This window comes from Roseibium sp., assembly GCF_051016195.1.
In the GTDB taxonomy this organism is placed as follows: Bacteria; Pseudomonadota; Alphaproteobacteria; order Rhizobiales; family Stappiaceae; genus Roseibium.
Window position 1 is genome coordinate 3,362,615 of the sequence record NZ_CP134616.1, and the last position, 20,634, is coordinate 3,383,248.

The 20,634-nt window shown below is 58.1% G+C and carries 16 protein-coding genes; 7 read left to right on the forward strand and 9 right to left on the reverse strand.

Annotated elements, in window-relative coordinates; all coding sequences use genetic code 11:
• The first annotated feature begins 150 nt into the window (after nucleotides 1-150).
• A complete protein-coding gene (gene msrP, locus RDA78_RS15330) occupies nucleotides 151-1,113 on the forward strand; it encodes a protein-methionine-sulfoxide reductase catalytic subunit MsrP (RefSeq protein WP_434050694.1) in 963 nt (320 codons plus the stop codon).
• Between the two features lie 462 nt (nucleotides 1,114-1,575).
• Here the strand turns inward: msrP and RDA78_RS15335 are convergent, their stop codons facing one another.
• Genes RDA78_RS15335 through RDA78_RS15345 form a run of 3 tightly spaced genes read right to left on the reverse strand, consistent with a single transcriptional unit; the run spans nucleotide 1,576 to nucleotide 4,521 of the window.
• The gene (locus RDA78_RS15335; protein WP_434050695.1) at nucleotides 1,576-2,472 is read right to left on the reverse strand and encodes a LysR family transcriptional regulator; all 897 of its coding nucleotides are present in this window, start codon (nucleotides 2,470-2,472) and stop codon (nucleotides 1,576-1,578) included.
• Nucleotides 2,473-2,503: 31 nt separating this feature from the next.
• Nucleotides 2,504-3,472, reverse strand: a complete 969-nt coding sequence (trxB, locus tag RDA78_RS15340) for a thioredoxin-disulfide reductase (RefSeq protein WP_434050696.1) — start codon at nucleotides 3,470-3,472, stop codon at nucleotides 2,504-2,506.
• 53 nt (nucleotides 3,473-3,525) lie between these two features.
• Entirely contained in the window at nucleotides 3,526-4,521 is a 996-nt protein-coding gene (locus RDA78_RS15345; protein ID WP_434050697.1) for a mitochondrial fission ELM1 family protein, read from the reverse strand.
• Between the two features lie 199 nt (nucleotides 4,522-4,720).
• Here RDA78_RS15345 and RDA78_RS15350 point away from each other — a divergent pair, with 199 nt between their 5' ends.
• Nucleotides 4,721-5,191 (forward strand): Lrp/AsnC family transcriptional regulator, encoded by a 471-nt coding sequence (locus RDA78_RS15350; RefSeq protein ID WP_434050698.1) that lies wholly within the window; start codon nucleotides 4,721-4,723, stop codon nucleotides 5,189-5,191.
• Between the two features lie 36 nt (nucleotides 5,192-5,227).
• Here the strand turns inward: RDA78_RS15350 and RDA78_RS15355 are convergent, their stop codons facing one another.
• The 4 genes from RDA78_RS15355 to RDA78_RS15370 all read right to left on the reverse strand — a co-directional run bounded on the left by RDA78_RS15355 (nucleotide 5,228) and on the right by RDA78_RS15370 (nucleotide 10,241).
• On the reverse strand, nucleotides 5,228-5,707 hold the full coding sequence (locus RDA78_RS15355) for a hypothetical protein (protein ID WP_434050699.1): 480 nt from the start codon (nucleotides 5,705-5,707) through the stop codon (nucleotides 5,228-5,230).
• Between the two features lie 117 nt (nucleotides 5,708-5,824).
• Nucleotides 5,825-6,298: a transcription elongation factor GreA gene (gene greA / locus RDA78_RS15360; protein ID WP_434050700.1), complete on the reverse strand. Its 474-nt coding sequence runs from the start codon at nucleotides 6,296-6,298 to the stop codon at nucleotides 5,825-5,827.
• Nucleotides 6,299-6,426: 128 nt separating this feature from the next.
• Nucleotides 6,427-9,789 (reverse strand): carbamoyl-phosphate synthase large subunit, encoded by a 3,363-nt coding sequence (gene carB / locus RDA78_RS15365; RefSeq protein WP_434050701.1) that lies wholly within the window; start codon nucleotides 9,787-9,789, stop codon nucleotides 6,427-6,429.
• Between the two features lie 173 nt (nucleotides 9,790-9,962).
• Nucleotides 9,963-10,241: a helix-turn-helix domain-containing protein gene (locus RDA78_RS15370; RefSeq protein ID WP_434050702.1), complete on the reverse strand. Its 279-nt coding sequence runs from the start codon at nucleotides 10,239-10,241 to the stop codon at nucleotides 9,963-9,965.
• A gap of 935 nt (nucleotides 10,242-11,176) precedes the next feature.
• Here RDA78_RS15370 and RDA78_RS15375 point away from each other — a divergent pair.
• Nucleotides 11,177-11,614: a MerR family transcriptional regulator gene (locus RDA78_RS15375; protein ID WP_434050703.1), complete on the forward strand. Its 438-nt coding sequence runs from the start codon at nucleotides 11,177-11,179 to the stop codon at nucleotides 11,612-11,614.
• A gap of 181 nt (nucleotides 11,615-11,795) precedes the next feature.
• Here the strand turns inward: RDA78_RS15375 and carA are convergent, their stop codons facing one another.
• Nucleotides 11,796-12,977: a glutamine-hydrolyzing carbamoyl-phosphate synthase small subunit gene (carA, locus tag RDA78_RS15380; protein WP_434050704.1), complete on the reverse strand. Its 1,182-nt coding sequence runs from the start codon at nucleotides 12,975-12,977 to the stop codon at nucleotides 11,796-11,798.
• Nucleotides 12,978-13,223: 246 nt separating this feature from the next.
• Between carA and RDA78_RS15385 the strand changes: the two genes are divergently transcribed.
• The 4 genes from RDA78_RS15385 (at nucleotide 13,224) to RDA78_RS15400 (ending at nucleotide 19,910) form a co-directional block, all read left to right on the forward strand.
• Nucleotides 13,224-13,727 carry a GatB/YqeY domain-containing protein gene (locus RDA78_RS15385; RefSeq protein ID WP_434056154.1) on the forward strand — a complete coding sequence of 168 codons (504 nt, stop codon included), beginning with the start codon at nucleotides 13,224-13,226 and terminating at the stop codon, nucleotides 13,725-13,727.
• A gap of 210 nt (nucleotides 13,728-13,937) precedes the next feature.
• Nucleotides 13,938-15,866 (forward strand): DNA primase, encoded by a 1,929-nt coding sequence (gene dnaG / locus RDA78_RS15390; protein WP_434050705.1) that lies wholly within the window; start codon nucleotides 13,938-13,940, stop codon nucleotides 15,864-15,866.
• 505 nt (nucleotides 15,867-16,371) lie between these two features.
• Nucleotides 16,372-18,369, forward strand: a complete 1,998-nt coding sequence (rpoD, locus tag RDA78_RS15395) for an RNA polymerase sigma factor RpoD (RefSeq protein ID WP_434050706.1) — start codon at nucleotides 16,372-16,374, stop codon at nucleotides 18,367-18,369.
• 119 nt (nucleotides 18,370-18,488) lie between these two features.
• Entirely contained in the window at nucleotides 18,489-19,910 is a 1,422-nt protein-coding gene (locus RDA78_RS15400; protein ID WP_434050707.1) for a DUF930 domain-containing protein, read from the forward strand.
• 67 nt (nucleotides 19,911-19,977) lie between these two features.
• Here the strand turns inward: RDA78_RS15400 and RDA78_RS15405 are convergent, their stop codons facing one another.
• Nucleotides 19,978-20,634 carry a hypothetical protein gene (locus RDA78_RS15405; protein ID WP_434050708.1) on the reverse strand — a complete coding sequence of 219 codons (657 nt, stop codon included), beginning with the start codon at nucleotides 20,632-20,634 and terminating at the stop codon, nucleotides 19,978-19,980.

Below are 20,634 nucleotides of genomic sequence, written 5' to 3' on the forward strand. Positions count from 1 at the left end.
CAACAGCAAACGGCGTCCGATATCTTTGAGCGCCGGCTTTTGGTGTGGCGACGTGGTTTTCTTCACGATCCTGTTGCTCCCGGTCACTAGGGCGTTATTTGCCTTTGAAGCCCGATTCCGGTTCTTTCTTTGGCAAACAGGAGCCATGACATGCATATCTTGAAGAAGCGCAGCTGGGAACTTCCAGAGCGTGAAGCCACACCGGAACATGTGTTTTTGAACCGCCGTCAGATCCTCGCGGGCCTTGCGGGTAGCGGCGTTCTCTTGGGGTCCGGTCTCGGCGTACGCCCGGCGTTCGCGGAGGACGATCCGAGTGCCGGCCTTTATCCGGTCACGCGCAATCCGGCCTTCAAGCTGGACCGCGACCTGACGTCCGAAGAGATTGCTTCGCAATACAACAACTTCTACGAATTCGGTTCCCACAAGCAGATCTGGCCTGCGGCACAGAAACTTCAGATCCGCCCCTGGACGGTGACGCTTGATGGTCTGGTCGACAATCCGCAGATCGTCGACATCGACGCGCTTCTCGCCAAAATGCCGCTCGAAGAACGGCTTTATCGGCATCGCTGCGTGGAAGCCTGGTCTATGGCCGTGCCCTGGTCCGGATTTCCCCTGGCCGAACTGGTAAAGCTGGCAGGGCCGCAGGCAGACGCGAAGTATCTCCGCTTTGAAACGTTCATGGATCCGTCCATTGCGAGCGGACAGAAACAAAGCTGGTATCCGTGGCCTTATGTCGAGGGTCTCACGCTGGAAGAAGCAACCAACGAGCTGGCGTTCATGGCGACCGGCATCTACGGCAAGCCGTTGGCCAAGCAGTTCGGTGCCCCGATCCGCCTGGTGACGCCGTGGAAATACGGCTTCAAGTGCATCAAGTCGGTGGTTCGGATCTCCTTCACAAAGGAACGTCCTGTCAGTTTCTGGGAAGAAATCCAGCCCAAGGAGTATGGTTTCTGGGCCAACGTGAATCCGGAGGTTCCGCACCGCCGCTGGTCGCAGGCGAGCGAAAAACTGCTCGGCACGGATGAGCGCAGAGATACGCTGCTTTATAATGGCTACGAAGAGCAGGTCGCAGGATTGTACAAGAATCTCGGCGGTGAAAGCCTGTTCATGTGAGTGGACAGTGCTCTAAATTGTGCGCCGCAATATCGGCTGGACAAAAAAAGAGCCGGGTCTTTAAGGACCCGGCAGTTTATTTTGATTCACTGAAAACAGTGGAATCACCTTCCAGAGGGGAACAGCTGGTCCGGGCATCACTGGGAGGAGGATGTGATCCCCGTGTGACCAACAGTGATGCTTATATGCGGTGCACAAGCTGCATAAACAAGTGGCAGGTGCGCAAATCTGCTATGCATTTTCTGCAAGGCTGGAAGGCGTGTGCATATCTCAGCGCGAAAAGTGTTTCTTTACAATCGTTTGTCTAGGCGTCTTGCTGCCAATCAGCTAAACTTATTCGGAAAAATCCGGATTCCATTCCTGAATGCATTCGTTGAGGGAGTGGAAAAATCGTCGATTGATGAAAATTTGGGCTGCACAATTTATTATCACGGCAGTGTTGCCGGCGATGCGAGGGCCGGATCAGTAGACCCACTTCTCGGCGCTGCTGAGCAGGAACTCGCGAAACGCCTTGACGCGTGCAGTGTTCTTCAACTCAGAAGGATAAACAAAATAGGTGTCGAATGACGGCACCTTATCCTCCTGTTCGGTCAGGACCGGCACCAGGTTCGTCGCCTGATCGATGATGTAATCGGGCAGGATGGCGATGCCGACGCCCGATTGCACCGCGCGCTTGATTGCCACGAGATTGTTGACCTTCAGGACTGAGCGCCGCGGCTCGTTTGCCGGCCGGCCGGCGGAGTCCAGCCAGTTCATGGAACGCAGATAGGCCGGTGCCTGTTCTCCGAACGTGATGATCCGGTGATTGTCGATGTCTTCGATTGAGGAGGGCGATCCGAAGCGCTGGATATATTCAGGTGCTGCATAAACGTGAAAATGCACCGTGAACAGCTTTCTCTGGATCAGATCGGGCTGGGTCGGCTGGCGCAGCCGAATGGCAACGTCGGCTTCGCGCATGCCGAGGTCAAGTTCGTCGTCGTCGAAGATCAGATGAAGATCGACCTCAGGGTATAGCTCGACAAAACTCTTGATGCGAGACGTCAACCATGTCGAGCCGAGGCCGACTGTCGTTGTCACACGCAGGATGCCGGAGGGTTTTTCCTTGCTGTCGGTGAGACTGGACTGGACCGCCTCCAGCTTCATCAGGACGTCGCTCGCCGTTCGATAGAGGAGTTCGCCCTGTTCTGTCAGCAAGAGACCGCGCGCATGGCGGTGAAACAGGGGAACGCCCAGATCGAGCTCCAGCGCGCTGACCTGGCGGCTGACGGCAGACTGGCTCATGTGCAGGGTGTCGCCTGCATGTGTGAAGCTGCCCGCTTGAGCGGCCGCATGAAAGATGCGCAGTTTGTCCCAATCCATGCGTGCCCCTCCGCTGGACGATCAGGCAGCCTTACTCGGCCGCCTGCTGAGTGGATGTGGCCTCATGTTCGGCCAGAAACTTCTCCGCTTCAAGGGCGGCCATGCAGCCCATGCCGGCGGCGGTGACCGCCTGGCGGTAAATGTCGTCGGTGACGTCACCTGCCGCGAATACACCGGGGATCGATGTGCGCGTGGAGTCCGGCGCGGTTTCCAGGTATCCGTTCGGTTTCAGCTCAAGCTGATCCTTGAATAGCTCGACGGACGGCGCGTGACCGATCGCGATGAACACGCCATCGGTCGCGATCTCCTGCAGATCGCCGGTCTTGGTGCTTTTCAAGCGGACACCTGTCACGGCCTTCGGCGTTCCACCGCCGAGGATCTCGTCGACCTGATGGTCCCAGATGACCTCGATCTTCGGGTTCTGGAAAAGACGGTCCTGCAGGATCTTCTCGGCTCTCAGGCTGTCGCGCCGGTGAACGAGCGTCACCTTCGAGGCCAGGTTGGACAGGTAAAGTGCTTCTTCAACGGCTGTATTGCCACCGCCGACAACAACGACTTCGCGATTGCGGTAGAAGAACCCGTCACAGGTGGCACAAGCGGAGACGCCGGCACCCATGTAGTCCTGCTCGGAAGAAAGGCCGAGCCAGCGCGCTTGCGCCCCGGTTGCGATCACCAGCGTATCGGCGGTGAAGACCGTGCCGCTGTCAGCTTCGAGCCGGAACGGCCGCTGCGACAGGTCGGCCTTGACGATGGTGTCGTAGATGATCTTCGTGCCGACATTCTCGGCCTGCTTCTGCATCTGCTCCATAAGCCACGGTCCCATGACAGGATCGGCAAACCCGGGATAGTTCTCCACATCCGTGGTGATCGTGAGCTGTCCGCCAGGCTGAATGCCTGCGACCAGTGTCGGTTCGATCATGGCGCGCGCCGCATAGATCGCTGCGGTGTAACCGGCAGGGCCGGATCCGACAATCAGGAGCTTGCTGTGTTCCGTGCTCATGAGACACCTTTTCCTGTCTTCTCGTTGTGCCTGCCCGCCGTGTCCGCTGGTCGTCAGGCCGCAGTCTCGCGCTTCCGGGAGGCGCTGAAGGCTGTCCTGATCTGCTCTGCGATTACGGGCGTGGCATCTATCGGCTCGTAGGTAGTTGTTTTTAGCGGGCCTGGGAAGGGGTGAATAACTCCCATGTGCTCCAAACGCGTCAAAAAGGCGGTGATTTTGTTGTGACCGCCCGTTGGATGGAAGACGTGAAGCGGTTTTCCGGTCGCCGTTGCCTCGCCGATCATGTTGGTCGAATCGGCGGTTGCCACGATTGCGTCAGCCTTGGCAAGAAAATGTCCGAGGGGATTTGGGTCTCCGCCTGTCCAGAAAAGGTGCCCTCCGGACTTGGCAAGGCTCGACAGGCCATAGGCCAGCGCGGGCGGTGTACGGCGCGAGGCCGTTATCATGAAACAGGCCCCGTCTTCCGACGCCATCATCCGCAATCCGTTCAAGAGGCGATGCTGGTCATTATCAGTGAACGTGTGATGCCGGCTGTCGCCCCCGATCAGAACAGCTACGCGCGGATGTGCAAGCTTGTCTATGTCGGGCGTCGTGTCGCTTCGCAGGCTCTCAAGCTTCGCGGCGGAAAAGCGATGCGGAGAGGTTGGAGTGGTCAGGACGTTGCGGCCCCGCAGCCGGTCATGCTCCGGTACCCAGATCAGGTCCGCCGAGTCCGGGCCGGTCCTCGGATCTTTCAAAAACACCGTGAACGTCCGGCCGCCGGACAGCCGTCTGATCCGGCGCAGATAGGCCACGGCGCGGCGCCCGGATGCAATGGCAATGTCCGGGTAGGGCGGTGCGATCGGGCTGCCGGGACGCGATTCCCATTCTCGAGGGTCTGTCGGACCGAACGGAAGCCACCAGGAGAAAGGCGGGCGTGGTGCGATTGTTCGCTCCGTGTAAGGAACCCCGAGCGCCTCGGCAATGCCGACGCATTGGGCGACATCACCGGCCTTGCCATCGGTAAGCACCCATACGGATCCGGGAGAGGTCTCCGGCTCATTGTGCATCTAAGGAGAACATCCGCTGTCGTAATCTTTCAGAATCGTGCGCAATTTTGTTATAGTCTTGCACAAACGCGCAAATAATCATAACTCGTCACTGGTCGACAAGTTAGCGTGGAGATCCGAACCCCGGCAAGGTGCCAGAGCGGGTCGGCAACACCTATTTGCAGGCGAGCCCGAGAGGCGAGACTCAAAGGAGACAGGTTTGAAAGCGCGGCTTGACGCCATTGATTGGCACATCCTGAAAGAATTGCAAGACGATGGCCGGATGACCAACGTCGAGCTGGCGCGCCGCGTCGGCATCTCCGCGCCACCGTGCCTGCGCCGCGTCCGCGCGCTGGAAGAGGCGGGCCTCATCCAGGGCTACCGGACGCTGCTGGATGAAAAGCAACTCGGCTACGATGTGACCGCCTTTGCGATGGTCGGTCTGCACAGCCAGACGGAGGCCGACCTGATTGCCTTTGAGGAAACCGTTCAGAACTGGCCGCTGGTCCGGGAGAGCTACATGCTCTCCGGCGAGGTCGATTTTCTGTTGAAATGCGTGTCGCCCGACCTGCAGACGTTCCAGAACTTTATCATCAGGGACCTGACTGCGGCAGCCAACGTGGACAGTGTGCGCACCGCGCTGACGATCCGGCGCACCAAGGACGAGCCCGTGGTGCCGATCGAGACATGATCTAATCCAAATTAACTTCAGTTATGAGTCCATAGCCTAGCTCAGGGCTTCCTGCCGTTCCTTCAGCCCGTCCAGCTTCCGGTTGAGGCGCGACATCAGAGAGACATCCCTGAGGGCTGTGGCGACGAGCGTGAACGCAACGCTCAAAAGCGCACAGGTGGTGATGATCGCGATGGGGAGCATCTGATCATAGTGATAGGCGTCCAACGCCTGATCGATCGGCTCGACGCCTGAATAGAGCCGGTTGCGCATGACATCCCGATAGGCACCGAATTCCAGCGAACCCTGCTTGATGTAGCGCAGCCCCATAACAAGCAGGATGACCGCGGCCGCAAGGGCAATCAGGTAACCGAACATCTGCAGCGCAAACGCATAGGCGTTTTCATGACGCCGCCTCACGATGCGCTTGAAAATCCTGCGCTCGCGCCCATCAAGCTTGGAAAAAACATACCAGCGATAGATCCAAAGCGGGATGGCGGCCGCCAAGAGCCACATCCCGATCGCATGAAAGACCATCACCTGACCTCCAACACATTCCGGTCTTCACCTTAACGGCTGACCGGGATGCGTCAAAGGGAAAACGGTGGCGTTCTTTCCAAACGTCAGACCATATCCAATTGGAATGTCACGGATTCAGAGGAATTTGACGTCGACGATCTCGTAGGACCGGGCCCCGCCGGGAGCAGCGACTTCGACGCTGTCGCCGATCGACTTGCCGATGAGCGCGCGCGCGATCGGAGACGAAATCGAGACCTTGTTCTGCTTAACATCGGATTCGACGTCGCCGACGATCATGTACTTCTTTTCTTCCTCCGTATCCTCATCGATCAGGGATACGGTCGCGCCGAACTTGACGATTTCACCGGACAGTTTGGACACGTCGATGATTTCGGCGCGCGAAAGCTTGTCCTCGAGTTCCGAAATGCGGCCTTCATTCAGGCTCTGCGCTTCCTTTGCCGCATGATACTCGGCGTTTTCCGACAGATCGCCGTGTGCACGTGCTTCCGCAATAGCATCGACGATGCGCGGACGCTCAACCGTGGTACGTTCCTTCAGTTCGTCCTGAAGCATTTTGTAACCGGCAGAGGTCATCGGAACTTTTTCCATTGGTCTCAGACCTTCAGCTTATTGGGTCCCATCGGCTTATCTTGCCCGTTTCAAGGACCGCGTATTTGCAAAAACAAACCAAGCCGGGAAAGGCGCGCTTTCCCGGCCGGTCAACGAGTATAATAGCCCTAGCCGAAGTAGGATTGTAAAGGTCTTACTTCAAGGCTCCCCGACTTGCGGGCGGCAATACCTTTGGCTGCTGCAACCGAGCCGGCAAGGGTCGTGTAGTACGGGACCTTGTTGAGCAGGGCTGCCCGTCGCATCGACCGGCTGTCGGCGATCGCCTGTGCGCCTTCCGTCGTGTTGAAGACGAGCTGAACTTCGCCGTTTTTCACAGCGTCGACGATATGCGGCCGGCCTTCAAGCACCTTGTTGATTTTCCTCACGGAAATACCCTGGTCCTCGAGATACTTCTGGGTGCCGCCCGTTGCGATGATATCAAACCCGGCCGCTTCCAGGCTCCTCACGGCGTCCACGACACCATCCTTGTCCGGGTCGCGCATGGAAACGAACACGGTGCCCTTGTCCGGAACGCCGGTTCCGCTGCCGATCTGTGCCTTGGCGAAGGCAGTCCCGAATGCGGTATCGAGGCCCATGACTTCTCCGGTCGAGCGCATTTCCGGTCCCAGGATCGTGTCGACGCCGGGGAATCGCGCGAACGGGAAAACCGCTTCCTTGACCGCGATGTGGTCGAAGTTCTTTTCGGTCAAGCCGAAGGAAGCCAGGCTCTCTCCGGCCATGACCCGGCTCGCGATTTTTGCGATCGGTGCGCCGATCGTCTTTGCCACGAAAGGGACAGTCCGGGATGCACGCGGGTTGACTTCCAGAACGTAGATTTCGCCATCCTTGATGGCATACTGAACGTTCATGAGGCCGCCGACTTCAAGCGCAAGCGCCAGCGCCTTCGTCTGGCGCTTGAGTTCGTCAATGAGCTCATCGGAAAGGGAGAAAGGCGGCAGGGAGCATGCGCTGTCTCCGGAGTGAATGCCGGCTTCCTCGATATGCTCCATGATGCCGCAGACAAAGACGTCCTTGCCGTCGCAAAGCGCATCCACGTCGACCTCGATCGCGCCTTCCAGATACCGATCGAACAGTAACGGGTTCGTTCCGAGAACCGTGTTGATCTGCCCGGTCTTGTCATTGGGGTACTTCGCGCGCACTTCGGCCGGTACCAGCTCCGGCAGCGTGCCGAGCAAGTAGGAATTCAGCGCTTCCTCGTCGCGAATGATCTGCATCGCACGCCCGCCCAGAACGTAGGAGGGGCGCACCACCAGAGGGAGGCCGAGCTGACCGGCGATCAGGCGGCCCTGTTCCACCGAATAGGCAATGCCGTTTTCCGGCTGCTCCAGTCCGAGTTTGATCAGGAGCTTCTGGAACCGGTCACGATCTTCTGCAAGGTCGATCATGTCCGGTGCGGTGCCCAGGATCGGTACGCCTGCCTTCACGAGAGCCTGCGCCAGCTTGAGCGGTGTCTGTCCGCCAAACTGAACGATCACCCCGTGGAGCGTTCCGTTCTCCTGTTCCTTGCGGATGATTTCCAGAACGTCTTCGGGCGTGAGCGGTTCGAAATAAAGCCGGTCAGACGTGTCGTAATCCGTCGAGACGGTCTCCGGGTTGCAGTTGACCATGATGGTCTCGTAGCCTGCATCGTCGAGCGCGAAAGCCGCGTGACAGCAGCAATAGTCAAACTCGATGCCCTGGCCGATCCTGTTCGGGCCGCCACCGAGGATGACCACCTTTTTCCGGTCAGAAGGCGCCGCTTCACACGCGGGCGCGCCCATGAAGGGGGCCTCGTAAGTGGAGTACATGTAAGCGGTCGGCGAGGCGAATTCGGCCGCGCAGGTATCAATGCGCTTGTAAACGGGATGAACGCCCAGTTCGTTGCGCAGCCTGACAACGTCCTTGGCGTCGAGGCCGGCGAGGCTTGCGAGCCGCGCATCCGAAAAGCCCATCGACTTCAGCTTGCGCAGATTTGCGGCATCCTGAGGCAGTCCGATATTCCGGACCTTGGCTTCCATCGCCAGAATGTCGGCGATCTGTTCCAGGAACCAGGTGTTGATACCGCTCGCCTGATAGATGTCCTCGATCGACATGCCTAGCCGCATGGCCTGCGCGACATTCAGGAGCCGTGTCGGTGTCGCCGTGGCCACGGCCGCGCGAAGGGCATTCCTGTCGTCGCCCTGGTCGAGGCCGGGAATGTCGGTTTCGTCAAAACCGTTCAGACCCGTTTCCAGGCCCCGCAATGCCTTCTGAAGGCTCTCGTTGAAGGTTCGGCCAATCGCCATGACTTCGCCGACCGATTTCATGGCCGTTGTCAGGGTTGCTTCCGAGCCCGGAAATTTTTCGAATGCGAAGCGGGGGATCTTGGTGACGACGTAGTCGATCGTCGGTTCGAAGGATGCCGGTGTCGCACCCCCGGTAATATCGTTTTCCAGTTCGTCGAGCGTGTAGCCGACGGCAAGCTTTGCCGCGATCTTTGCGATCGGGAAGCCCGTTGCCTTGGACGCGAGCGCCGAGGAACGCGACACGCGCGGATTCATTTCGATAACGACGAGCCTGCCGTTGTCCGGATTGACGGCAAACTGAACATTGGAGCCGCCCGTCTCCACGCCGATCTCACGAAGGACCGCAATCGATGCGTCCCGCATGATCTGGTATTCCTTGTCCGTCAGGGTCAGCGCCGGTGCCACGGTGATGCTGTCGCCGGTGTGAACACCCATCGGGTCGACGTTCTCGATCGAGCAGATGATGATGCAGTTGTCCGCCTTGTCGCGGACCACTTCCATCTCATACTCCTTCCAGCCGAGAAGGCTTTCGTCGATCAGAACCTGGCCGACCGGCGATGCGTCGATACCAGAGCGCACGATCGTTTCGTATTCTTCGCGGTTGTAGGCGACACCGCCGCCCGTGCCGCCAAGCGTGAAGGCAGGGCGGATGATGGCGGGAAGTCCGATTTCATCGAGTGCCCGCATGGCTTCAAGGTAACCCGTGTTGCGGTCGTAGCCCGTAATTCTGCCGTCTTCGCCCCGGATCGCGGGCGAGGAAGCGATGCAAGCGCGCGGATTTTCCAACCCGATTGCGTCCATTGCGGCGCGAAACTTCTCGCGATCCTCGGCTTTTTCGATCACGTCACCGCGCGCACCGATCATCTCCACGCCAAACTCTTCCAGAACGCCCATCTGTTCCAGGTCGAGCGCACAGTTGAGCGCCGTCTGCCCCCCCATTGTCGGCAGCAGCGCGTCTGGCCTTTCCTTCTCGATGATCCTGGCAACCAGTTCAGGGGTGATCGGTTCGATATAGGTCGCATCCGCAAGATCCGGGTCGGTCATGATGGTCGCAGGATTCGAATTGACCAGGATGATGCGGTAGCCTTCTTCGCGCAGTGCCTTGCAGGCCTGGGTGCCTGAATAGTCGAATTCACAGGCCTGTCCGATGACAATCGGACCGGCCCCAATAATCAGGATCGAAGAAATATCTGTGCGTTTGGGCATCTCGGCTCGCAGGTCGAAGCGGCCACCCCGATCAGCGCTGTCGCTTTCCGGTCTGGCTCGGTCTAACGGTAAGTATCAATGTTGGCTGAGCGCGTCTTATAGGGAAAAGAGCATCGCTAGGAAACCCCGGCACGGCCACATCTGGACGTTTTCCGGAATGAAAATACGCTTATTCAGTCGGCATCCAGCAGATCGGGACCGAGCGGTGTCGTTGACTGGCCGTCGAAATCGCCGATCCCTTCCGACAAGGCGTAGCATGCCAGACGTATCGATTTCGGTATTTCCACCGGCCGGCCGTCCCGGTTTCCCTTCTCGTAATACTGGATCATTCGCTTTTTGAGGCCCAATCGTTCCGCCGCGTCTTTCTGCTTCAGTCCGAGCGTGCGTCTCCAGTGGCGGAATTGCTGTGGTGTCATGCCCGACGGAGATGCTTTTGTTTTGTTTTCGGCCATATTTCGATTGTTCCAAAGGCGATAGTTTCGCGTGAGCGCATTGCAGGCGCACGCAGACCGAACTCAGAAAAATAACCTGGATTGCACTTTGTCAATCAAGAAGTGCACAATGTGCTCTTTTTTGTCACCCAAACAGACCGTTTGCCGCAAAACCGCTGAAATTTGTGCGCATTACCTTTGCGCAGCAGGTTTCGTCCGGCGCGGTGCACACCTCTTTCGGCGTCTCCTGAAACTGAACGAATTGGCCATGCAGTCGTATTCAAGGAAAGTTGTCCACAGGCGCAAATTGCACCAACGTAAATTCGTCAATGAATACCAAACTGTATTAAATTGCCTGAGTAATCGCGCTTAAGAAGAATTCCATCATAAGGTGTATTTCAGGTTGCTCTGGCGAATTGCTACTTCACTGTGCCGATTCGCCTAGATACCATCTAAAATTGATTTGGTGACCAAAACAAAAAAACTCGGAAAATCAAAGAAAACTAAGTAGTTTTTCCGCGTCTTCCTGCCGTGACGTAAATAAGCGCGAGCAGGAATTCGCTCACATAGAAAAGGTGATTTATTCATTTCAGATTATCGATAATTAATATTGGTGTAACTATCGAACTTTAGGGCTGTGTTTTATGTTTGGCGGGGTCCTAGTCTTTCTATAATTGGTCACGTTTTGTTTTTTTGTAATCTGAATTCTATGTTAAAAATAAACAATAATTCTGATTTTTACCTAGATTTTAACTATCGAACAGGTGTATTAGTCTAACCTGTAAGTCGTGGCCGACAAAAGGCTGAGGCTTCATGCCGTGTGCAATGGCAATAATCGAGCGACCCTTGGTAATGCGCTAGTGGGACCTGACGTGCCGGAGGTGGGACCGGTAAATCGGGGGCGTAGCAAGCAAAGGCCGAACTCGAAACAAAAGAAAAAGATCGGGCTAAATATTATGAACAATGTCGCTACCGCTATGGTCATTGTTCCGGACATAGCCGGTCCGGACAACGAACTGGTACTTGAAGATCGCTCCCTCGCGATCTCTGAAATGTCGGAGCGTTTCAACGTAACGCTCAGAACTCTGCGCTTTTATGAAGAAAAAGGGCTTTTGAACCCTGTTCGCAAAGGCGCGCGCCGCTTCTACGGCACTCGGGATGTCTCCAGGATGCGCGTAATTGCCCAGGCAAAAAAGATCGGTCTGACGCTCGCCGAGATCAGGCGCGTGATCAAACTGGTTGAGAGCAGCGCAAGCAAGCAGGATCAATTCCGCGAACTGCAGGAAATCTGCAAGGGGCAACAGGAGATTCTCGTTGAACAGAAGCAGATGCTCGATGAGCAGGTTGCCGAAGTCGAGCAGATCCTGACCGCTTTCGACGAACTGATCGCCTAAGTCTCAAAGTCTACCGCGGAACCCCGGTCCAACTCTAGGGCCGGGGTGTATGCGCGCGCGTCCGGGGCGTCGGCTCACCAACGGGTGCGAGGCGAACCGGTGGCCGCCCGTGTGCGACATCTGTGCGCGGCAATCGCGCCGCTGCAGCCGGGCGTTTGCCGCTCCGCAATGTCAGTTGGTATCAGGCCGACCTCGAAGACTGCATCAGATCCGTGAAACGTTCGAACAGGTAGTGGCTGTCGCGCGGTCCGGGCGACGCTTCGGGATGGTACTGGACAGAGAAAACAGGTTTGTCCTTGATCGCGAGCCCGCAGTTGGATCCGTCGAACAGCGATACGTGCGTTTGTTCCACGTTGTCCGGAAGGCTGTCGGCGTCCACCGCGAAGCCGTGGTTCATCGAGGTGATTTCCACCTTGCCTGTTGTGTGGTCGTACACCGGATGATTGGCTCCGTGATGCCCCTGGTGCATCTTGACCGTGTTGCCGCCAAGTGCCAGCGCCAGCATCTGGTGACCCAGGCAGATGCCGAATGTCGGGACACCCTTCTCAACGACTGCCCTTATCATTTCAACCGAGTATTCGCCTGTCGCTTCCGGATCACCTGGACCGTTTGACAGGAAAACGCCGTCAGGTTCGTGCGCAAGCACGTCGCTGGCGGTCGCGGTCGCCGGGAGAACGGTCACATCGCAGCCGGCTTCCGACAACAGGCGCAGGATGTTCCGCTTGATCCCGAAATCTATGGCGACAACCTTGAAGTCGCGGGACTTCGCCTCGCCGAAGCCTTCATCCCATTTCCATGTGGTCTGTGACCAGGGATGGGATTGCGTCGTCGACGCGTCCTTTGCGAGGTCCATGCCTACCAGTCCGGGCCACTCCGCCGCGGCCGTCTTGAGGGCAGGCAGGTCGAAGCGCGCGTCAGGCGCATGCGCAATCACTCCGTTGGGGACGCCTTTTTCGCGGATGAGGGCGGTCAAGGCGCGCGTGTCGACGCCACAAATACCGATCAGATCCCGCGATTTCAGCCAGGCGTCCAGGTGCCTTGCCGACCTGTAATTCGCCGGATCGGTGATCGACGCTGCGAGCACGACACCGCGAATTCCGCTCGATGCGGCCATGTTGACCGTTTCAATGTCCTCGTCATTTGCGCCCACATTTCCTATATGCGGAAATGTGAAGGTGATGATCTGGCCCGAATAGGACGGATCGGTGAGAATCTCCTGGTAGCCCGTCATCGCGGTATTAAAGCAAATCTCACCAACGGCTTGGCCGGTGGCGCCCAGACCCTGACCCTCAATTACGCTGCCGTCTGAAAGCACAAGCAGGGCGGTCGCCGGGGTCTCAGACCATGCGTCTGCAGTCGTCATGTCTTGTATCCAAAGTCTGTTGGTGACATCATGCGCTGCAGGATAGGCGTCTGTGGCAGGCAAAGTTGCATGCAAATAGCCGTCTGCATCAAGCGCGGGACTCTATGGGAAGCGACCGGGATCGTCAATATTGATCCTTTGAAAAAAGATCGTTAAAATTCAATGGCTTGACTGAGAGATGTGGAAGGGCGTCAATCCGCCCGAGGGCTCAGTGCGGCAGGGATAGGGTGAACCATGCGCGACGAATTGCGCGAAAGAATCGGTTCTGCGCTGAAATCGGCGCAGGAAGACGGCGACAAGCGCAGATGCGCGACGCTTCGCCTGATCCAGACAGCGGTGAAAGACAGGGAAGCGGCAGCCCGTGACAACGGCAAGGACGGCGTCGGGGAAACCGAAGTCATCGACATCCTTCAGAAGATGATCCGGCAACGGGAGACATCGGCCGATGAATTCGAGACAAGCGGTCAGCTCGATCTCGCCGAGCAGGAGCGGGTCGAGCAGGAAATCATTCGGGAATTTCTTCCGGTTCAATTGAGCGATGATGAAATCCGGTCCTTGTGCGAGGAAACCGTCAAGGATATCGACGCCCACGGTCTGCGCGATATCGGACGCTGCATGAGCGAACTCAAGAGCCGGTATCCCGGGAAAATGGACTTTGTCCAGGCGTCGTGTTTCGTGAAGGAAATGCTGCGAAGCGAAGCAAACGGATATCATGCCTCCAAAAGTGCGGATGATGTCGCGGAGAACTGAGGCGTTCACCGCTCGCGCGGCATCCGTTTTTCGACCCCTCGAAACCTGATGGTTTTCAAACAATCGTCAACAGGTTGTCCGAAAATGGGCGCCGCCGGGTCGAAGCACTGGCGCTGCCGGTCAACTCATTCTATCTTTGCTGGCCGGCCCGGCAGTGGTGTTGCGACTGCCGGAGGTCTCCAGGCAAACAGCTGATTGTTCGTTCTGCACATGCGTTTTGAACCGCGTTTACTCGATGAAATCCGTGCCCGGCTGACGCTGTCGGACATCGTTGCCCGGCGCGTCACGTGGGACCGGCGCAAAACGCAGCCGGGCAAGGGCGATTACTGGGCCTGCTGCCCGTTTCATCAGGAAAAGAGCCCCAGTTTTCACGTCGATGACCGGCGCAATCGCTACAAGTGTTTCGGCTGCGGAGCCTCGGGCGATCACTTTACGTTTCTGTGCGAAACCGAAGGCCTGAGCTTTCCGGAATCCGTCGAACGCCTGGCAGAGCAGGCCGGTGTTGCCCTGCCTGCACCGGACCCGCAGGCGGCGAAACGGGAAAAGAAGCGGGCCGGGCTGGCCGACATCTGCGAGATGGCGGCACAGTTTTTCCAGAACGAATACGCCGGGCCGCGCGGTGAACAGGCAAGAGCCTATACCGCAAAGCGGGGGCTGATGCCGCAGACGCTCAAGGAGTTTCGCTTCGGCTACGCACCTGACAGCAGGGATGCTCTGAAGTCGTATCTGGCGAGAAAGGACATTCCGGAAGCCGCGATGGTGGAAGCCGGGCTGGTCATCCGCCCGGATGACGGTCGTCCCGGCTACGACCGGTTTCGCGGACGCCTCATGATCCCGATCCAGGACGAGAGGGGCCGCGTGGTGGCGTTCGGGGGCAGAACCTTGTTGCCGGACGGCCAGCCGAAATATCTCAATTCCCCGGAAACCCCGCTGTTTCACAAGGGGGTCATGCTGTTCAATGCCCATCGTGCCCGCGAACCGGCCTTCAAGGCCGGGGAAGCGGTCGTGGTGGAGGGTTACCTGGATGCCATTGCGCTCTGGCAGGCAGGTATCCACCATGTCGTGGCATCTCTGGGGACGGCGTTCACGGAGGACCAGGTTGTCCGGCTGTGGAAATTTGCGCCTGAACCGGTGATCTGTTTCGATGGTGATGCGGCAGGTGTATCGGCTGCGCATCGCGCGATTGACCGGATATTTCCGGTCCTGCGCAGCGGGTATTCGTTTCAGTTCTGCTTTCTGCCCGACGGGATGGATCCAGACGACCTTGTCAACGAAAAGGGACTGGACGGCTTCCGGCAGGAGGTTGGCAAGGCCCAGACGCTTTTCGATGCGGTCTGGGAACGCGAGATTTCGGTCTCGCGGATTGACACGCCCGAACGCAAGGCCGCGCTGGAAAAACGATTTGACGATCTGATTGGCACCATCCGCGATGAACGGGTGCGGCGGCGCTATCAGCTCGACCTCAAGTTCAAGCTGTCCAACCTGTTTTTCGAACAGGCGCGTCAGAACCGGCGGGGCGGCAACAAGGCTCCGGATGCAGCCACCGGCCTTGGCTTTGCACGCGAGCGCGTGGCAACCAGCAATGCCTTCGGAACGGAACGCCTTGTCCTCGGCCTTTGCATGCGATTTCCGCATTTGCTTGACCGGAATTTTGAGCGGTTTTCCGGACTGCCCTTTACCAACGCTCTGCATCTCCAGCTGCGTGATATCCTTTGCCGCATCATTGATGACCTGGAAGCTGCGCCGATTGCACAGCTGACCAGTTCTTTCGACGAGCCTTTGCGCGAGATCATGAACGAGATGATGCTGGAGACGATTGGTCTTCAGGAACAGCGTATGGCGGAATTCTCCGCTCTGAATCACCGTTTTCCGCTTCTTAAATCCAATCCGCCCGAAGACTTCGTCGAGGCGGCCTATCTGCATTTCCTAGACCAGCTCGAACTGAATGCGCTTGAAGAGGAACTTTCCGGCGAACTGGCAAGCGCGGATGAGCAGTTGGACGAGCATTCATGGGCACGCATTCAGGCTCTGACACAGGACCTGAGCCGCCGGCGGGAAGAGTGCGCACGCGATGAGGCGGATCTCGCCGAACGGGCGAAGAAGATCAGAGCGGCACCACCTGTGGCCGCAGTGCAGTAGCGGCGCTCGCCGACGATACGAAATCCTGCCGCCAAGACGTGAAGACATATGTACAAGACATATGGAAGTGTCGGTTCGGAGGGGCTTGATAGGCCCCCAAACGTGTGCGAGACGCCAAAAAACTGCATTTTCCGATTGACCGATGACGAATCACACTTGCGAATCGTGCGCACCGAGCTAAATAGGGTTTTGCAGCATTCAAGCGCCGGAGCCCAAGCCTGCTCGCGGCAATAGTCTACAAAAGCTGCAGACCCGTTTGAAAACCGCTTCGGCATGCGCAATCGCGCGTGCCTCAATGAAAGGCTGTGTGCTGCATTGATCACAAGAAATATCAATGTCGAAACGCGCACGGTTAATTGGGACTTAAGGGACACGGCTTACAAACCGAACATGACTGATTCTTTCAGACGCGGCCGCAGACACTGCCGGCGCGCAGAGGGCAGGTTGGTTTGAAACCGGTAATAGAGCGCTGCGCGACCACGGCGGTCGCGAACTGGAGCACAATATGGTAGCCAAAGCGACGCAAGCAGACGAAACGCAGGAAGCAAGCACGGACGGCCCGGACGGCCCGCTTCTCGATTTGTCGGACGCCGCCGTCAAGAAGATGATCAAGGCCGCGAAAAAACGCGGCTATGTCACCTATGACGAGCTGAACGAGGTTCTGCCTTCCGAACAGGTTTCCTCCGAGAAGATCGAAGACACGATGTCGATGCTGTCCGATATGGGCATCAACGTGATCGATTCGGATGAAGCCGAGGACGGTCCGGAAGAAGTCGATGGCGGCGAAGTGGCCACGACGACCACGACAGCCGTCGCGAAAACAACCAACACCAAGGAGCCCGCGGACAGGACCGACGATCCGGTGCGCATGTATCTGCGCGAAATGGGGTCCGTCGAGCTGCTGTCGCGCGAAGGCGAGATTGCGATTGCCAAGCGCATCGAGGCTGGCCGCGAAGCGATGATTGCCGGTCTTTGCGAAAGCCCGCTGACGTTCCAGGCCATCATCATCTGGCGCGACGAGCTCAACGAGGCCCAAGTCCTCCTGCGCGACATTATCGATCTGGAAGCAACGTATGCAGGTCCGGATGCCAAGGCCGGACCTCAGGTGGCAAATGACGATGTTGCCCCGAGCGAGACCAGTGAGGAAAAGCCATCGGAAGGCGCATCCGAAGATACGGAAAACGAAAACGCGGAAGGTGAAGGCGAGGACGAGGACGACGACGAGTTCGAATCCAACGTTTCCCTGTCCGCGATGGAAGCCGAGCTGAAACCGGGCGTCCTGGAAACATTCGACAACATTGCCGACAACTACAAGAAACTGCGCCGGCTGCAGGATCAGCTTGTAGAGAACAAGCTGGCCAACAAGACCCTGTCGCCGAGCCAGGAGCGCCGTTACAAGAAGCTGAAAGAAGACATCATCGTCGATGTGAAGAGCCTGTCGCTCAATCAGAACCGTATCGATGCTCTGGTTGCCCAGCTTTACGACATCAACAAGCGTCTGATGGGCTACGAAGGCCGCCTGCTGCGCCTCGCCGACAGCTACAATGTCGATCGCACCGATTTCCTGAAACAGTACCAGGGCGCGGAACTGGACCCGAACTGGCTGCGCAAGGTTGCCAACCTGTCGACGCGCGGATGGAAGAACTTCATCGCCAAGGAAAAAGAGACCGTCCGCGAGCTGCGTCAGGAGATCCAGACGCTTGCAACCGAAACCGGTCTCGAGATCACCGAGTTTCGCCGCATCGTCGCGATGGTGCAAAAGGGCGAGCGCGAGGCACGCATCGCCAAGAAGGAAATGGTAGAGGCAAACCTGCGTCTCGTGATCTCGATCGCCAAGAAGTACACCAACCGCGGCCTGCAATTCCTGGATCTCATTCAGGAAGGCAATATCGGCCTGATGAAGGCGGTGGACAAATTCGAGTACCGGCGCGGTTACAAGTTCTCCACCTACGCAACTTGGTGGATCCGGCAGGCCATCACCCGGTCAATCGCGGACCAGGCGCGGACGATCCGTATTCCGGTGCACATGATCGAGACGATCAACAAGATCGTGCGTACATCGCGCCAGATGCTGCATGAGATCGGTCGCGAACCGACTCCGGAAGAGCTTGCCGAAAAGTTGCAGATGCCTCTGGAAAAGGTCCGCAAGGTTCTGAAAATCGCCAAGGAGCCGATCTCTCTCGAAACCCCGATCGGTGACGAGGAAGATTCCCATCTCGGAGATTTCATCGAGGACAAGAACGCGGTGCTGCCGATCGATGCGGCGATCCAGTCGAACCTGCGCGAAACCACGACACGTGTTCTGGCCTCGCTGACGCCGCGCGAGGAACGTGTCCTCAGAATGCGCTTCGGTATCGGCATGAACACGGACCACACACTGGAAGAAGTCGGTCAGCAGTTCTCGGTGACCCGCGAACGGATCCGCCAGATCGAGGCGAAAGCGCTGCGCAAGCTCAAGCACCCGAGCCGTTCGCGCAAACTGCGCTCCTTCTTGGACAGCTAAGACGCTGCCCAGTTGACGAGAATTGCGAAAAGCCCGGCTTTGATGCCGGGTTTTTTGTTTACGATCAGGACCCTTTTTGAAGAAATGGTGATCGCGAAATTTCGGTCGAGGGCGCTTTTTTGGCCATAATCGCAGATATGAACCGTCCGATGATCGAGACGGCCAAAGACGACCGGCAGACATTTACCTGGGGACTTGCGGCATCGCTCGTCTTTCACGGGGCGCTCGCTCTCGTGCTTCTGGGCAACATATCCGGCTATGTGACAGAGCCCGGCCAGGAACCGGTCGAGGTGGAAATCATCACATTGCCGGCCCCGGCAGAAGAGGAGGCCGCCGCGGAAACGCCCGCAGAAGACCAGCCCCAGAGCGAGGAACAACCGGAGGAACAAGACGAGCAGGAAGAAAACCTGCCGCCGGAACCGGCTCCCGAGCAAGAAGAAACGGAAGAAGAGGAAGCTCAAGAGCCGCCACCCGAACCGGCGCCCGCTCCTGAAGAGGAAGAGGTGAGGGAGGATCCGCCGCCTCCATCGATCCAGGAAGCGGTTCAGGAATTCGCCGAGGAAGAACCCGAACCGCAGGAAACGGAACTGCAGCCACTTCGAGAGCCCGTGGAGGAAGAGGTGGCAGAGGCCGAAGACGCACAGGAAACAGAAGAGACGGAGCCTTTGGACGAGGCAGAGCAGATCGCTGACGCCGGCACGGAGGACAGCGACGTTGCAGAGGACGTCGCCGAGGAAGCGGCGGAAGACGTGAGCGAAGAGGTGGTGACCTCCGAGCCGGCCGACGAACCGGCCACCGAAGAAGATGTTGCCGAGGCAGATGTTCCAGAAGAAGAGCTGCCAGAACAAGAGGCTTCTGAAGAAGAGATCGCGGAAGCAGAAGAAACCACACCAGACGCTCCCTCGGAAACCGAGGTCGCGGACGACTTCGACCCCCTTGCAGGTCCCGTCAGTGAAACGGAGACGGATGTCACGCCCGAACCGCAGCCGAAACCGGTGGAACTGGCGGAAGCCGGAACGGATGCCGCTGCGGATGTCGGCAACGCGGACGAGATTGCACCGGATGATTTTGGCACGGTGGGCCCGATCATCAGCGCAGCACCGCCTGCGCCAAAACCCGCGCGTCAGGTCGCCCGTGCGACGCCGCCGGCTTCGTCGGGGTCGTCCTCTGCCGGAACGGTGCGCCGTCCGGGCCACATTCAGGCGCGGCAGATCTATTCTGCCAACAATCCGCGCATCACATCCAGAATGCGTGGCCTCACGGAAGGGGAGCGGTTGAGCCTGCTCTGTATTACCGAGCTTGATGCGCAGCTGACCGCAGTCAGCCCTGTGCCGCCCGAAGCGCTGCCGCGTGCGCGTGCGCGCGGAGGAACGGTGCTCGAATACCAACGCGTGGCCTTTCGCAGTCTCGGGCGCTGGTTTGATATCGCTTTCAGATGTGAGACGAATGCAGGTGTAACGCGGGTCGAACGGTTCAGCTTCAAGATCGGGGAAGAGATCCCACGATCCCAATGGCTTGCCCGCGGACTGTCAAGCTTCTAGGGATTGTCGAGAGCCTTTCGCTCTGGCAGTGCGCCGACTTGTCCGTCCAACAGGCGGATGCGCGTCCTCAGAATTCCTCCGCAAAATTGAAAGACCCGGCAGGCATTGTTTCCACCGCGCTGGTGTTTTCAACCAGAAAAGGATCGATGGAACCGGTGAACTCGACGTCGACGATCGCACCGCGCCAGTCCATGACACGGGCTCTGGCGATCCACTGGTTGTCGCGCGTCATCAAGGTCGGCTGAACCTGGCAGACAGTGCGGAGTGTCTCTAGCGGCTGTCCGCCGGCAACGAGATAGGTTTGCAGTATCTTGTCAGACCAACCGGCAAACCCCGGTTCACAAAGAATGACGCGGGGATCAAACAGAAGTGCCGTAAGGCGTTGAGTGACGATCTCGGGCGTTTCGGGTGCAGCCAGATCCGGTTTGATCAGATCCCGGTTCAGCATGGCCGTATCGGGCGGCCGGTTCAATGGCTTCCAGACCCCGTTGCCGGCGCTTGCAAACACCCGGGATTCGCTTGAAGCCGGATCGACAACCCAGAAAAGCTTGCCCGGCTGATAGATCTCCACATTGCCTGTCCAGTCTCGAGCGAACAGATCGTTTGTAAAGGCGATATTGTACTTTTTGAGCTCCCCGATGAGTGTCGGTGGAAGATCTTGTGGGGACATGGCCGTCAATCCGATCAGAATCGCAAACAGGGACAAAAGGCGAAGGGCGGACAT

Excerpts from the sequence above, each read along its gene's own strand:
- msrP (WP_434050694.1), top strand. The coding sequence starts at position 151 with ATGCATATCTTGAAGAAGCGCAGCTGGGAACTTCCAGAGCGTGAAGCC.
- RDA78_RS15335 (WP_434050695.1), bottom strand. The coding sequence starts at position 2,472 with ATGGATTGGGACAAACTGCGCATCTTTCATGCGGCCGCTCAAGCGGGC.
- trxB (WP_434050696.1), bottom strand. The coding sequence starts at position 3,472 with ATGAGCACGGAACACAGCAAGCTCCTGATTGTCGGATCCGGCCCTGCC.
- RDA78_RS15345 (WP_434050697.1), bottom strand. The coding sequence starts at position 4,521 with ATGCACAATGAGCCGGAGACCTCTCCCGGATCCGTATGGGTGCTTACC.
- RDA78_RS15355 (WP_434050699.1), bottom strand. The coding sequence starts at position 5,707 with ATGGTCTTTCATGCGATCGGGATGTGGCTCTTGGCGGCCGCCATCCCG.
- greA (WP_434050700.1), bottom strand. The coding sequence starts at position 6,298 with ATGGAAAAAGTTCCGATGACCTCTGCCGGTTACAAAATGCTTCAGGAC.
- carB (WP_434050701.1), bottom strand. The coding sequence starts at position 9,789 with ATGCCCAAACGCACAGATATTTCTTCGATCCTGATTATTGGGGCCGGT.
- RDA78_RS15370 (WP_434050702.1), bottom strand. The coding sequence starts at position 10,241 with ATGGCCGAAAACAAAACAAAAGCATCTCCGTCGGGCATGACACCACAG.
- RDA78_RS15375 (WP_434050703.1), top strand. The coding sequence starts at position 11,177 with ATGAACAATGTCGCTACCGCTATGGTCATTGTTCCGGACATAGCCGGT.
- carA (WP_434050704.1), bottom strand. The coding sequence starts at position 12,977 with ATGACGACTGCAGACGCATGGTCTGAGACCCCGGCGACCGCCCTGCTT.
- dnaG (WP_434050705.1), top strand. The coding sequence starts at position 13,938 with ATGCGTTTTGAACCGCGTTTACTCGATGAAATCCGTGCCCGGCTGACG.
- rpoD (WP_434050706.1), top strand. The coding sequence starts at position 16,372 with ATGGTAGCCAAAGCGACGCAAGCAGACGAAACGCAGGAAGCAAGCACG.
- RDA78_RS15405 (WP_434050708.1), bottom strand. The coding sequence starts at position 20,634 with ATGTCCGCCCTTCGCCTTTTGTCCCTGTTTGCGATTCTGATCGGATTG.